The following is a 14601-nucleotide window of genomic DNA, read 5'->3' on the forward strand; positions in this document are numbered from 1 at the left end:
GTAACTGGAAGAAGCGCCTTGAAACTTATGGGGGAGGATATATCATGGTAGAAATAGCGCCATTTGTGCCACTAATTCAGCAGCAATTTCCGTATACGCCGATGATATTTGATCCAGCGCAATTGCTTGACTATGCGGTTGATGATCGTTTACCCGGACTCCTCGTTCAGCCACAGAGTGTTGAGGAAGCAGCGCAGGTCATTCGCTTTCTCAACGAACAGCATCTACACGTGCTCCCACGCGGGAATGGTACGCATATGAATACTGGCGATCGGCCCGATCATATCGATGTACTACTTGAAACGACGGCACTCAACCAGCTACTGGAACATGAGGTTCCCGATTTGACCTGCCAGGTTGAAGCTGGCATTACATTGGGGGAGCTACAGGCCGCGCTCAAAGCAAAGGGGCAGCGATTGGCTATGGATCCACCCGATGGGGATGCGATGACGATTGGAGGGATGCTGGCCACCAATGTCAGCGGACCCAAACGGTTGCGCTACGGAACGGCCCGCGACCAGGTGATCGGACTACGCGTGATTCAGTCCGACGGCGAAATCAGCCGTAGCGGAGGTAAAGTCGTCAAAAATGTGGCTGGCTATGATCTCAATAAACTCTATATTGGCTCATTTGGGACCCTTGGTATTATTGTCGAAGCAAACTTCAAACTCAGTCCGCTGCCACAAGCGGAGCGCACACTGCTCTTTACCTTCGAGCGCAGTGAAGATGCCATGCAGATGACGCAAGCCTTACTTAAATCGCCGCTGACACCCAGCGCCATTGAGCTCATTGCGTTACATGGACCCAAAGATGCCTCACCATTCTTCGATTTTCCGATCCCAGAACAGGGCTACACATTGGCAGTCGACTACGAAAATAGTACAATAGCCATTGCACGCCAGATTGACGAAACACGTAAGATCGCACAGACCCACCGGGCTCTTCTATGTGAAGACCTGGAAGGGCGTGCACAAGATCACTTCTGGCAGATGGTAAGCCTGCAAATGCTGAGCGCTCTAACCTGTAAAATCAGTGTTCCGATTACGCAGCTAGCGGCCACGCTTCGTCACATCGAAGAAACATGCCAGAGCCAGGATTTGATCGCTAACATCGTCGCCCATGCAGGCAATGGCATCCTCTACGTTGAGTTAGGTCCTCATGAAGCAGACACTCGCGTGATCGATGCGATTACCGAAATACGTCGTTATGCGCAAACAAACAAAGGGAGTCTGGTACTGGAGCGATGCCCGACACGTCTAAAACAACGCCTGAGTGTATGGGGAGATCCCCGAGCAGATTTCTATCTGATGCAACGGCTCAAACAGCAATTTGATCCAACAGGGTTATTTGTAACAGGGAGATATTTAGGAAAATTGTGAATACAACTGAAAATTTATGCCTGGTGACTGCACAAGCAGAATTTACCGATGCAGCACTGGCTGAGCTACAGGCGCTGGATCCGAGCCTGAGCATGGAAGAAGAAATCGCGCCCGGAATTCTACTCTGTCGCGCCCAGGACGCGGCACGGTTTATGGCTATCGCCAGTCAAACTCATCCAACGTTTACACGCCACATCGCTCCGGTGCAGACTATCGTGCCGCTGGAAAATAGCGAGAACGACCTGGGTGAGATAGCCCTGGCAATCGTTCAATTACCCGGCTTTGCCCAGTTGGAGCGTGGCGTCCATTTCGCGGTGCAGACGCGCTTGATCCAGACCGATAAAAGCAAGGGAGAGCGCGCTTATAGTGGCGGGCAGATCAATAAGGCGCTGGCTGAGGCTCTGGCCGAGGAGACCGCGGCGATCGAAGATGTCAAAAAGCCACAGGTAGTCATTTCACTCCTCGCCACCATGGACAAAGGCTATCTCGGCATTTCGACGGTTGAAGAGAATCTCAGCGCGTGGCCCGGCGGAGCCCGCCACTACGCCCAGACAGACGAGCAGATTAGTCGCGCGGAGTTCAAGCTACTTGAAGCACTAGAGGTGTTTGGTGTTATACTACCAACACAGGGAAAAGCGCTGGACCTCGGAGCGGCACCCGGTGGCTGGACACGGCTGCTACTGGATGAGGGACTAGAAGTTGTCGCCGTTGACCCAGCAAAGCTAGATCCACGCCTGGTCGGACGCCAGGGTCTGGAGCACTATCGTGGCTATGCCGAAGATTATCTGGAGGACGCGGTTCAGCGCCGCCAGCACTATGATCTGATTGTAAACGACATGCGCATGGACGCCAGGGAGGCGGCACGGCTGATCAGTAAGGCCGCGGCCTGCTTAGATCCGGAAGAGGGTTTGATGATCAGTGTCTTCAAGCTCCCCCATGCCACACTTGCCGTTGATCCTTTTGTCAATCTCAAAGAAGCACTGAACATACTCAAGAGAAGTTATGCGGTCGTTCAGGCCCACCAGCTGTTCCATAATCGACAGGAAGTCACTGTAGTTGCGGCCCAACCGCTACCTCAAGCGAGAGCGCAGCAGCATTCTAGCAGGCCATCGCAGACGAGAAACCAGCCGCCGCAGCGAGCAGCAGCATTCCAGTCGCGAGGACCTCGGGCGCGGCCAGCGCACACGCGGGGACCACAGCAGCGCATGTTTCAGCCACGTGGACCGCAACCAGCTGGCAATGAGCGTGATCGCGGTCCTCAACTGGGGAGGCCGTTCCGGCCAGGAGGTCCACAGCCGACCCGAACAGAGCAGTCAGGTGGCCCGCGCAGACCGCGAACGTTCCAGCCGCGGGGAACGCAACCAACTGGCAATGAGCGCGCGCGGGGACCTCAATCGCGACCCTATCAGCCGCGAGGTCCACAGCAACGCAGGCCATATCAATCTGGCCCGCCGCGACCGGAACGTCACGAACATTAATAAAAAGCAATAGCAATGAAGGTAGGTAACACATGAGCCTGGAGTATACACAGTCAAGAACAGTGCAGTTCATTCCACCGAGCGAGGGCCCGCTACGGCAACACACGCATACCTATGATCTGATGCGTCAATGTATCCACTGTGGATTTTGTCTGCCTACCTGTCCGACCTACTCCGTACTGGGGGTCGAGATGGATTCGCCCCGGGGGCGCATTTATCAAATGCAAGCGGTCGCTGACGGCAAGCTGGATATATCAGACGACTTTATTGAGCACATGTATTGCTGCGTTGGTTGCCGAGCCTGCGAAACAGCGTGTCCATCGGGTGTGCAGTTCGGGAAACTTATCGAAGCGGCACGCGAGCAAATTCAGCTCAGCACCGACAAAGTGGCGGCCCAGGAGGGTCCCGACGCCCACGCGAAGGCTGAGTATAGCGAAACCGTCACGCCAACGACCAGCAGAGCCAAAACCAGCGTGTCTGCCACGCTCTTACGACGTTTCTTCTTTGACGTCATGCTACCCTCGCGTACAACGCTCTCACTCGTATTTGGAGGCCTCAAGCTCTATCAGCGCAGCGGCCTGCAAACCGTCGTGCATAAAACAGGTCTACTGGACGCGGCCAATAACCTGCCCACGCCGTTTAAAGGCAAGCTCAAAATCCCCGAAGAATTGATGCATAACGCCGGAGGAGCCATCATTCCCGCTCTGCTACCCGAAGTCACGCCGGCCATCGGCGAGCAGCGCTACCGCGTTGGCGTCATCAGCGGCTGTATCATGGACCAGGTTTTCCATGACATCAACGAGGCCACTATTCGCGTGCTAGCCGCCAACGGCTGCGAGGTAATCACGCCACGCCAGCAGGGCTGCTGCGGCGCGCTACATGTGCACGGTGGAGAAGCGGAGAAAGGGCGCGCGCTGGCCAGACACAACATCGACACCTTTGCACTCTACAATTGCGACGCCATCATCATCAACTCGGCTGGCTGCGGCTCAACGCTCAAAGAGTATAATCACCTGCTACGCGATGACCCCAATTATGCCCAGAAAGCGCAGGAGTTCAGCGCCAAAGTCAAGGATATCAGCGAATTTCTGACCAGCATTCAACCAGTACAACAGATGGGCGAGGTCCACCACACCGTCGCCTACCATGACGCCTGTCACCTGCTGCATGGGCAAAAGATCAAACAGCAGCCACGCCAGTTGCTCAAAAGCATCCCCGGCCTCAAGCTGGTCGATCTAAAAGAGTCAGATTGGTGCTGTGGCAGCGCAGGCATCTACAACCTGACCAATCAGGATATGGGACACGAACTGCTGGAGCGCAAAATGAACAACGTGGAGGCCACGGGTGCGCAGATCATCGCCACCGGCAATCCCGGCTGCATGATGCAGATCGCTATGGGCATGCGCCAGCGCGGCCTACCCATGCAAGTCATGCACCCGGTCCAATTACTGGATGCTGCTTATGAAGCAGGCGGGGTATATAAGAAAACCAGCAACGATAGCGTCACCAAACAAACACCCAAGCCAGTGACGGCGCTCATAGCCGGGTTTGCCTTCCTGCTCGCCCTCCTCATGCTCAAAGGTCGTCGGCGCAAGTAACAGAACAAGTCGACAGAAGTCGGGATCATCGATCAAGCTCACGGCGCAGTACATTGCGCCGTGAGCTTGTTTAAACACAAACATCTTGAAAGGGCCAAAGAATTTTCTATACGCATACATTGTATGGAGAACGATTATTTGCTCAGGTTTAAGACATATGGGCTAGAGTAATAAGCCTATAAAGGCAATGCTGCATATTCAGATGCATATTTGATGGTATTATACCTGGAAGCCATTAGATAGAAATATCTCAATAAATAAGGAAAAGTTACCGCCCATGATCTGCGCAGGCTCATCGTCTGGCTCCCAGCCTTGATAATCACATCCCTATCTGGGAGTGATCATTTGAGTTGCCGAATGTACTCGGCGAGATAGGGAGCAAAATGGTTTTCGACACGTTCTGTCATTTCTTCGCGAGAGCGACTCCCATCGACTTCATAGATGGGAAGGTGCAAAGCTTCTGCTTGCTGCTTGACATAACGTGCCAACTGGCAGTCGCGGGCGATAATATTGCGCCTCATTTGTTCGGGATTGCTGCCCTCGTCGTAGGCACCATCCCGTTTCTGGCGCCGAGCCTGTTCAGCCCATCTCTGCCGCCTGCCTTGCTCGCAGAAGGTATCTGTAGGGACCAGCCAGATAGCCTGATGTGGACTGGAGAGATAGGGAGCAACGCATTCGGGGAAAAAGTTCCCCTCCGCAACAATCAAATTGTCCTTTGGCAACATCTGGAGGTCTTCAAGCACCAACTGAAAATCGCGGCTCCAGGACGTGGTCGCTTCCTGCACCAGCATGTCGACCGACCGATCTACCCAGCGCTGATTCATACTCATCTGTAAAAATGCCTGGGCCTCAGTATCTCCAGTTGCGATCCGTCGAGTAAAATGATTCCTCGCCCAGGCATCCAGGTGATAATCAAGGAAGACGTAGATTTGAGCGATCGCGTGACTGATCGTGGATTTCCCAGAGCAAGGAGAGCCCCCAATCCATAACACATGTGAGAGGCTTTGTGCGGAAGCAGGTTGCATAGACATGTTTTCCCTCCAGAGAAACGAACTGTCTTGAACAGCACAAAAACAAATCTATGCGAAGGATACTCCCACTCAGATGAAAAAACATCGGCCATTTGCACGATGTGCTGTGGTTGACGCTTGTAGTACAATATAGGAAAGAACGCTACTTCCTCAATATCAGGCATTTATGGCTACCGAGAAATCTGCTCAAAACGGGTCCTTGCCCGATCTGCAATTAGATGAGGCTATTTTTAGCGCTCCATCCCCTGCACCCATCTACATAGAAGGAGATCACATCTATTGAACAATGACATTCCCCACCGTTCATGGCAAGTTCTCTTGCTCGGAGGCCCTTCTGGCGTCGGAAAGACCAGCGTCAGTTATCGACTGGCCCATCACTTCGGGATTGGGATCACGGAAGTTGATGATTTCCAGGTCATTCTCGAACACATGACGACGCCCGCAGAGCAACCTGTTCTACATTATTGGCAAACCCATCCCGAAGCAGGGAACCTGCCGGCAGAGAGCACGAAAGCCTCCTGAAATGCCGTCAATGGGTGGGCCATATCCGCAGGAGGAGTCCAGGCAGTGTTCAAGCTCGCAGGCGTAGAAAAAACGTTTTCCTCATCGGATGAAAGAGACAAATCCTATTCCTTTCTATCTGGCAAGCCGCCAGGCCACAAAGAAAATTGCGCCAATATGCAAAGGCATCTTTTGTAGATCATGCAGCAAAATATCTCAATTGGTATCTTTATAATATAATATATTTAATTAAAGACCAAAATAGCGCTCGATCTGCTTTTGAAGAGATGCTTCAATGAAGCATGAAAATACCCTGACGATGTTTAAGGGAGAAATTGTATGGATTATAGACCTGATCAGAAGCAACATGATCAGTCGGATATTGAATTTGAGATCACCGATATAGATACAGAGGAGGCGGGGCATCAATCTGCCAGACCATCAAGGTTTGAGCCAATGTTTACTTCTCTTGCCAATCATGCTCACCATTGGTCTGTGTTAGCGATTTTCGCAGGATGCGTTATTATTGGTGTCCTGCTCTTTCCCGATGTTGCATCTTTTGTAAAACCAATGGTTCCCGCCCCAGCGACAACAATTCCCACAGTGAAACCCGATCAGAAACCCGATCAGTTTGCTGTGGCGGCTGGTAGGGATAATGTTACGTTTGTAATGAGAGAGCAAACTGATGCTCAATCAATCCCTAGAGCAAACATCAATGTAACTGCTTATGACACGCAGAGTGGTACTCTTCTCTGGCATACGCCACAATCTCCATCGCCCGCGATTACCTATGGGTTGGCGGTCAATCTCGATAGTCAAGAGTCTGATATCTATGCTCTACATTCAGATAACCTGATTTCTCTGCTCGCGCCTCGTACCGGTAAAGTTCTCCAGAACTATAAGCTACCTACAGCTAAGATTAAGCCCTTTGCTATTGAACAAGATGATATGCTCCTTTTTCCAGATTCAGATAACACATTTTATGCTGCCAAAGATGGTCAGCCGTTATGGCTTAATGCTGGATTGGGAAGTTTATTGGCGATTGAGCAAGGAGTTGTGTATACCTATAATTTCACGCAGCATTGCTATTATGCCATAGATGAGAGGAGTGGAGCTCGTCTCTGGTCATATGTAGTGCCACACTCAATTCAATCATATTCGCAGACTGTTCCACCACTGGCAATAGAAAACAAGACAGTCTATGTGCAAACGATCGATAACAAAGTGCTGGCTATTCAATTGCAAGGTCATGTCTTGTGGTCCCATACATTTAATGGTCCTGTCAGCCTGAAATCAGATACTCATCATCTGTATGCAGTCGATCAATCGGCCAATACAATAGAGGCCTTTAATCTTCAAACAGGGAATATAGAACGGACATATACCAATGAGGCAGGTGCTGTGAGTATCAAAGATATTCAGAATAACATGTTGTACATCCAGACTGATGAAGGAATGAGAGCGGTCAATGCAGATACAGGAAAAATAGTCTGGCAAAAGGCAATAAATGTCAGCCAACCAGTCTGGGAAGCAAATGGTATTCTGTATGTCTTCCTTTTGAACAGTACAGATGCTATGCAGGCAATCAATGAAAAAGATGGCACATTGCTCTGGTCAGGAATAATCAAGGACCTGATAGTTTCGCGTGACACCAGAGTGTTAGATCTGTTGTCCTATGATAACCGTACCATATCAGTGCTGCGTTTGAGCGATGGAAAAATACTCTGGAGCAAGCATACGGGTCAGGCGATCGGGACAATAAAGGAGCGGACATAGTAAGTTTCATCAAGAGGATCAGGTAAAATCATGGATGATACGATACAATTGCAGCAAGCGATTGAGCAACTTTATACTATCTTTGCACTCTATAAGACCTCGAATAAGATGGCTGCCTGTCCCCACTGCGTGACGCAGGCCGAGATCAACGATCTGACGCGGGTACCGCTACGCCTTCTGACGGCTGAGCAGCTGTGGCGCTATACGTTTAAAGCCATGAGCACCTGGGGTGATGAGAGAGACTTTCGGCACTTCCTTCCTCGCATCCTGGAGCTGTCCGCGTTCAATCCAGGCAGCTATGAATTAGAACTGGACATGGTCTGCCGGCAACTGGATCATGGCAAATGGTCTGACTGGCCAGAGGAAGAACAGCAGGCTATCCTCCAGTATTTCGTCATACAATGGAGGCTGTTGCTCTCTTCCTTTACAGAGGAGACCAGGTACCGGGTCATCAATTATGTCAATGCACTGGGTTTTATGGCGCTGGATATAACGCCATTTCTGTCCTACTGGCGGCAGGAGCGCTCCCTATCAGCCACACGTCACCTGGTAGCCTTCATCGACGAACATAAAGATGAGATACCATTTCAGCATCGCTTGAAATATTGGTATGGATATCAATCGATTGCGCAACACATTATCGCCTGGCTGCTCGAAACGGAGACGAGGCTGCGATTAGAAGATGATTTTTTTCGCTATGCTGATGAAGCATTTGCGGATGAACTGGCACAGTCCATTGATGCATTATACTGGTGGCAGAAGATATATTAAGCTATGGCGATAAATACTGGAGGAAATGGACATGGATATACAAACAGTCGGTATTCTGAGTCCGGGCGATATGGGACATGCGATTGGGACCGTTCTCAAGCAGGCGGGATTGCGCGTGATCAGTTGCTTGCAAGATCGGAGCACGCGGACGCGGGAATTGGCCAGAAAGGCTGGAATCGTTGATGTAGAGACCGATGAAGCGCTGGTACGGGAAGCTGATATCGTGCTGTCCGTGCTGGTGCCTGCGCAGGCAGTGGCGACCGCCGGGCGCATAGCGAAAGCGGTACGTGCGACAGGCTCCAGGCCGCTTTTTGCCGACTGCAACGCGATCTCTCCACGCACGATGCAGGCCATCAACCAACTGGTCACGGACGCTGAAGCAGACATAGTCGATATCGGTATTATCGGCGGCCCGCCTCGCAGCAAAGATGCGGGAACCAGGCTATATGCTTCGGGGCCACGCGCAGCCGAGGTGGCAGCACTCAACAACTACGGCCTGAACATTCGTGTCCTGGGAGATCAAATCGGGCAGGCTTCAGGATTAAAGATGTGCTATGCTTCCCTCACCAAGGGACTAACGGCCCTGGCCACCGAAGCCCTGACCGCCGGGCAGGCGCTGGGTATTGGTGAAGCATTAACAAGCGAGCTTCAACAGAGCCAGGCAACCTTACTAAGTATGATTGAGCGCCAGATATCTGGCATGCCGCCCAAAGCCTATCGCTGGGTCGGAGAGATGGAAGAGATCGCTCAAACCTTTGGGGATCTCGGCCTGCCGCCTCAGATGCTACAAGGAGCCGCCAACGTCTATCATCTGGTGGAGCAGACCGAACTGGGATCAGAGATACCAGAGCAGCGCCGCCTCGGCACCACCCGCGACGAGGTGACAACCATCCTGAATACCAGTCTGGGACACTTGAAAGGAGACGGCAAAAAATAAGGACTGTTAAGAGCCAGGCACGTGAATTGGATTATGCTATGTGGAGGTAAACAAAAAAGACCTTACTTCTGCCAAGTAAGATCTCTCTGGTTCTGCACAACTGCATACGATCTATCCTCAATTTTGCCGAGCCAGCAGTCAGCCGAGGCTGAAGCAGAGAGCTCGCATTCCTGAGCCACGATGAAGATACAATGGTGAAACAAGCCGTACGATCATTAGGGCGACTTCGCTCCGCCTGTTACCAGGTGTCCACGTGTCGTCTATTTACCAGGTCGTCTTCCTGGGATCTTGATTCTCCGCAGAGAATGGGAGAACTCGTCTTGGGTGCGGCTTCGCGCTTAGATGCTTTCAGCGCTTATCCCTTCTCGACATAGCTATCCAGCTCTGGCCCGGGCAGGCCAACTGGCACACCAGCGGTCGAGCCATCTCGGTCCTCTCGTACTGGAGATGACGCCCCTCAATTCTCCTATGCCCACGACGGATAGAGACCGAACTGTCTCGCGACGTTCTGAACCCAGCTCGCGTGCCGCTTTCATGGGCGAACAGCCCAACCCTTGGGACCTACTCCAGCCCCAGGATGCGACGAGCCGACATCGAGGTGCCAAACCTTGCCGTCGATGTGAACTCTTGGGCAAGATAAGCCTGTTATCCCCGGGGTAGCTTTTATCCGTTGAGCCACACTCCTTCCACTCGGGAATGTGGGATCACTAAGCCCGACTTTCGTCCCTGCTCGACCTGTCCGTCTTGCAGTCAAGCTCCCTTGTGCCTTTACACTCTCATGGGTGATGTCCATCCACCCTGAGGGAACCTTTGGGCGCCTCCGTTACTCTTTGGGAGGCGACCGCCCCAGTCAAACTACCCGCCTGATCCTGTCCACGTCCCGGCTCACGGTGACGTGTGAGAAACAAAACACACCGAGAGTGGTATTTCACTGCTGTCTCCCCTACCCCCACAAGGATAGGTTCTCCGACTCCCACCTATGCTACGCACGCTCTGCCTCGTTTCCGGGTCAAGGTGTAGTAAAGCTCCACGGGGTCTTTTTGTCCTGTCGTGGGTAACCCGTATCTTCACGGGTACTTCAATTTCGCCGAGTCCTCTGTCGAGACAGTGCTCAACTCGTTACTCCTTTCGTGCGGGTCGGAACTTACCCGACAAGGAATTTCGCTACCTTAGGACCGTTATAGTTACGGCCGCCGTTCACCGGGGCTTAGATTCGCAGCTACGCACACCGCTCCTCGTAACCTTCCGGCACTGGGCAGGAGTCAGCCCCTATACTTCCGCTTGCGCGTTCGCAGAGACCTGTGTTTTTGGTAAACAGTCGGTTGAGCCAATTTCTTGCAACCCCCTCACCCCCAGGCAAGCCTGAAAGCTACTAGGGCACCCCTTCTTCCGAAGGTACGGGGTCAATTTGCCGAGTTCCTTAACAGAGGGTCGCTCGATCACCTGGGGAGTGTTCCCCCTGCCTACCTGTGTCGGTGTGCGGTACGGGCGGAGACAACTCTGGCGAGAGGCTTTTCTTGGCGGCCTAGGGGCCGATGACTTCCGCGGACTTGTCGTCCGCTCGCTGCACGTGTCATGCACAGGAAACCGGGATTTGCCTCGGCTTCGCACTTCAGCGCACAGACCCATCCTGTCCAATCGATGGGCTCACCTTCCTTACCGCGTCCCCCCATTGCTCCTAACGAGCATCTCCGGTGCAGGAATCTCTGACCTGCTTTCCATCGCCTACGACTGTGACGTCCTCGGCTTAGGACCCGACTCACCCTGGGACGATTGACGGTGCCCAGGAACCCTCAGGCATTCGGTGTGTCTGGTTATCACAGACATGACGCTACTCATTCCGGCATTCTCACTTCTGTTCGCTCCACCAGTCCTCGCGGTCTGGCTTCTCTGCCCAACAGAATGCTCCCCTACCAACCTGGTTGTTCACCAGGTTCCATGGCTTCGGTACCATACTTGAGCCTCGATACGTTGTCGGTGCCACGACACTCGACCAGTGAGCTATTACGCACTCTTTAAATGGTGGCTGCTTCTAAGCCAACATCCTGGCTGTTTGGGCGTTGTGACCCCCTTTGACACTAAGCATGGATTTGGAGACCTTAGCCGATGGTCTGGGCTGTTTCCCTTTTGACGACGAAGCTTAGCCCCCGCCGTCTCACTTGCATGCATGCTGTCCTGGCATTCGCAGTTTGCTTGGGTTTGGTAACCTGCACGAGGCCCCTAGCCCATTCAGAGCTCTACCTCCAGGATAGTACAACATACAGCTGTACCTCAATACATTTCGGGGAGAACCAGCTATCTCCGTGTTCGATTGGAATTTCTCCCCTATCCACAAGTCATCCCCCAGTTTTGCAACACTGGTGGGTGCGAGCCTCGACGGACTGTCACATCCGCTTCACTCTGCTCATGGATAGCTCACACGGTTTCGGGTCGCATCGCCGCAACATTTCGCCCTCTTCAGACTCGGTTGCCCTGGGGCTCCCCAGCTTTAGCGCTGGTTAACCAGGCTACGACGATGCACTCGCCGGATCATTCTACAAAAGGCACGCCATCAGCCCTTGGTCCCGCGACGGGACAGTGGCCTCTGACTGCTGGTGAGTACGTGGTTTCAGGGTCTCTTTCATCCCCCTCTCGGGGTGCTTTTCACCTTTCCCTCACGGTACTTGTTCGCTATCGGTCGCTAAAGATGTGTAGCCTTGGAGGGTGGTCCCCCCAGCTTCCCACAAGATTGCACGTGTCTCGTGGTACTCAGGATCCTGACCCACACCAATAAACCGTCCTCTACGAGACTCTCACTCGCTCTGGTCACGCTTTCCAACGTGTTCAAGTAGTTCATCGGTGCTTGCTGTCAGTCCTACAACCCCAATCGTCCCGAAGGATGATTGGTTTGGGCTCCTCCCGGTTCGCTCGCCACTACTACGGGAATCTCGGTTGATTTCTGTTCGTCGAGTTACTGAGATGTTTCAGTTCACCCACTGCCCCCCGTCACTGCCTATGTGTTCAGCAGGCGGTCTCCAGACATCACTCTGGAGGAGTTGCCTCATTCGGATTCTCGGGGTTCATCGCTTGTATGCAGCTCCCCCCGAACGTTTCGCCGGTCTCCGCGTCCTTCTTCGGTCTTTAGCGCCAAGGCATCCACCTCGTACTCTGTGTAGCTTGTTCTCTTCGTTTCTTCATCATGTATGTGAATGCTTGTTCGTGTCGTTGGTTGGATGACTCCAACCAGACGACCCTCTGCTTCAACTCTGGCTGACCTTCTTGGCTCAGCAAAATTGAAGATAGATCGTATTCAATTGTTCAGGGTGCACTGTTGGCCATCATGCTCCCATGAGAGCAGACGCTGTACCCCAACAGCTCAAGAGTGGAAACCAGCTTCGCTTCTGGCAACACAGCGACCGTGTCCTGTTCGACCTGGAAGTGGGATGAGACTCTGTTGTCATGGTATCCATGACCCCCATCCAAGCTCCCTAGAAAGGAGGTGATCCAGCCGCACCTTCCGGTACGGCTACCTTGTTACGACTTCACCCCAATCACTGACCCCACCCTCGACGCTTGCCCCCCCGAAGGGTTAGCCCAGCGGCTTCAGGTGTTGCCAACTTTCGTGGTGTGACGGGCGGTGTGTACAAGACCCGGGAACGTATTCACCGTAGTGTGCTGACCTACGGTTACTAGCAACTCCAACTTCATGGAGGCGGGTTGCAGCCTCCAATCTGAACTGAGGCCAGGTTTGACGAGATTAGCTCCCCTCGCGGGTTGGCCACTCTTTGTCCTGACCATTGTAGCGTGTGTGTCGCCCAAGGCGTAAGGGCCGTGCTGACTTGACGTCATCCCCGCCTTCCTCCATTTTGAAATGGCAGTTTCGTTAGAGAAGTTCAACTAACGACAGGGGTTGCGCTCGTTGCGGGACTTAACCCAACATCTCACGACACGAGCTGACGACAGCCATGCAGCACCTGTGAACCCGCTCCGAAGAGACAGCCCGTTACGGCTGGTGCAAGTTCATGTCAAGCCTTGGTAAGGTTCTTCGCGTTGCATCGAATTAAACCACACGCTCCGCTGCTTGTGCGGGTCCCCGTCAATTCCTTTGAGTTTTAATCTTGCGACCGTACTCCCCAGGCGGACCACTTACTGTGTTAACTGCGACACTGAAGGGGTCGATACCCCCAACGTCTAGTGGTCATCGTTTACGGCTAGGACTACCAGGGTATCTAATCCTGTTCGCTCCCCTAGCTTTCGCACCTGAGCGTCAGGTGCTTCCCAGGACACTGCCTTCGCCATTGGTGTTCCTCCGGATATCTACGCATTTCACCACTCCACCCGGAATTCCGTGTCCCTCTGAAGCCCTCAAGTCAGACAGTTTCCATCGTCCTTCGTCAGTTGAGCCGACGACTGTCACCACAGACTTATCTGACCGCCTGCGTGCGCTTTACGCCCAGTAACTCCGGACAACGCTTGCCTCCTACGTATTACCGCGGCTGCTGGCACGTAGTTAGCCGAGGCTGATTCCTCTGGTACCGTCCGTTCTCGTCCCAGAGAAAAGCAGTTTACAACCCGAAGGCCGTCATCCTGCACGCGGCGTTGCTCGTTCAGGGTTGCCCCCATTGACGAAAATTCCTCACTGCTGCCCCCCGTAGGAGTCTGGGCCGTTCTCAATCCCAGTGTGGCTGATCGTCCTCTCAGACCAGCTATCGATCGTCGCCTTGGTAGGCCATTACTCCACCAACCAACTAATCGAGCGCAGGCTCATCTCCCGGCGCCGTTTCCGGCTTTGCTCGTTGCCGAGCGTATGCGGTATTGTCGGCGATTTCTCGCCGGTATTCCTCACCCGGAGGCAGATAACCCACGTGTTGCTCACCCGTCCGCCACTCCCTTATTGCTAAGGGCGTTCGACTTGCATGTGTTAGGCACGCCGCCAGCGTTTATCCTGAGCCAGGATCAAACTCGCCATCCAGTTGTTTTTTTATAAACACATATCTCTGCAAGATATGTGAAACAGCATGGTAAGTTGCGATCATGGCCAAGTTACATAACATTGGCATGTTTCGCAGATTCTATGGTCACCATCGCAGGGGAACTGCGCTGGGACCGAATTGACAGGAACTGGTTACTTGTATTGTTGTTCCAGTTGCT

8 protein-coding genes and 2 rRNA genes are annotated in these 14601 nt (G+C 53.0%); 7 read left to right on the forward strand and 3 right to left on the reverse strand.

Annotated features, from left to right (window positions below):
* Nucleotides 1-44 precede the first annotated feature (44 nt).
* From JMI88_RS14050 to JMI88_RS14060, 3 genes are read left to right on the forward strand one after another with little or no spacing between them, the layout of a single operon-like run.
* Complete coding sequence (locus tag JMI88_RS14050) at nucleotides 45-1379, forward strand: FAD-binding oxidoreductase (RefSeq protein ID WP_201362497.1); 1335 nt, start codon at nucleotides 45-47, stop codon at nucleotides 1377-1379.
* Nucleotides 1376-2857, forward strand: a complete 1482-nt coding sequence (locus tag JMI88_RS14055; RefSeq protein WP_201362498.1) for an SAM-dependent methyltransferase — start codon at nucleotides 1376-1378, stop codon at nucleotides 2855-2857. Before JMI88_RS14050 ends, JMI88_RS14055 begins: the two co-directional genes overlap by 4 nt.
* Before the next feature lie 32 nt (nucleotides 2858-2889).
* Complete coding sequence (locus JMI88_RS14060) at nucleotides 2890-4455, forward strand: (Fe-S)-binding protein (protein WP_201362499.1); 1566 nt, start codon at nucleotides 2890-2892, stop codon at nucleotides 4453-4455.
* 341 nt (nucleotides 4456-4796) lie between these two features.
* Here JMI88_RS14060 and JMI88_RS14065 read toward each other — a convergent pair whose 3' ends face one another.
* The gene (locus JMI88_RS14065; protein ID WP_201362500.1) at nucleotides 4797-5486 is read right to left on the reverse strand and encodes a hypothetical protein; all 690 of its coding nucleotides are present in this window, start codon (nucleotides 5484-5486) and stop codon (nucleotides 4797-4799) included.
* Nucleotides 5487-5765: 279 nt separating this feature from the next.
* On the opposite strand from JMI88_RS14065, the gene JMI88_RS14070 reads away from it, so the two are divergent.
* From JMI88_RS14070 to JMI88_RS14085, 4 genes are all read left to right on the forward strand, one after another.
* The gene (locus tag JMI88_RS14070; protein ID WP_201362501.1) at nucleotides 5766-6008 is read left to right on the forward strand and encodes a hypothetical protein; all 243 of its coding nucleotides are present in this window, start codon (nucleotides 5766-5768) and stop codon (nucleotides 6006-6008) included.
* Nucleotides 6009-6326: 318 nt separating this feature from the next.
* The gene (locus tag JMI88_RS14075; RefSeq protein WP_201362502.1) at nucleotides 6327-7763 is read left to right on the forward strand and encodes a PQQ-binding-like beta-propeller repeat protein; all 1437 of its coding nucleotides are present in this window, start codon (nucleotides 6327-6329) and stop codon (nucleotides 7761-7763) included.
* Between the two features lie 30 nt (nucleotides 7764-7793).
* Nucleotides 7794-8534, forward strand: a complete 741-nt coding sequence (locus JMI88_RS14080; RefSeq protein WP_201362503.1) for a hypothetical protein — start codon at nucleotides 7794-7796, stop codon at nucleotides 8532-8534.
* Nucleotides 8535-8565: 31 nt separating this feature from the next.
* Nucleotides 8566-9471 (forward strand): NAD(P)-dependent oxidoreductase, encoded by a 906-nt coding sequence (locus JMI88_RS14085; RefSeq protein ID WP_201362504.1) that lies wholly within the window; start codon nucleotides 8566-8568, stop codon nucleotides 9469-9471.
* Between the two features lie 195 nt (nucleotides 9472-9666).
* On the opposite strand, the gene JMI88_RS14090 is transcribed toward JMI88_RS14085, so the two are convergent.
* Together JMI88_RS14090 and JMI88_RS14095 are read right to left on the reverse strand one after the other, a co-directional pair.
* Nucleotides 9667-12633, reverse strand: a 23S ribosomal RNA gene (locus JMI88_RS14090).
* Nucleotides 12634-12942: 309 nt separating this feature from the next.
* Nucleotides 12943-14422 (reverse strand): 16S ribosomal RNA (locus JMI88_RS14095).
* Together the 16S and 23S rRNA genes form the textbook arrangement of a ribosomal RNA operon.
* Nucleotides 14423-14601 lie beyond the last annotated feature (179 nt).

Source organism: Dictyobacter formicarum (genome assembly GCF_016587435.1).

Excerpts from the sequence above, each read along its gene's own strand:
- JMI88_RS14050 (WP_201362497.1), top strand. The coding sequence starts at position 45 with ATGGTAGAAATAGCGCCATTTGTGCCACTAATTCAGCAGCAATTTCCG.
- JMI88_RS14060 (WP_201362499.1), top strand. The coding sequence starts at position 2,890 with ATGAGCCTGGAGTATACACAGTCAAGAACAGTGCAGTTCATTCCACCG.
- JMI88_RS14065 (WP_201362500.1), bottom strand. The coding sequence starts at position 5,486 with ATGTCTATGCAACCTGCTTCCGCACAAAGCCTCTCACATGTGTTATGG.
- JMI88_RS14075 (WP_201362502.1), top strand. The coding sequence starts at position 6,327 with ATGGATTATAGACCTGATCAGAAGCAACATGATCAGTCGGATATTGAA.
- JMI88_RS14080 (WP_201362503.1), top strand. The coding sequence starts at position 7,794 with ATGGATGATACGATACAATTGCAGCAAGCGATTGAGCAACTTTATACT.
- JMI88_RS14085 (WP_201362504.1), top strand. The coding sequence starts at position 8,566 with ATGGATATACAAACAGTCGGTATTCTGAGTCCGGGCGATATGGGACAT.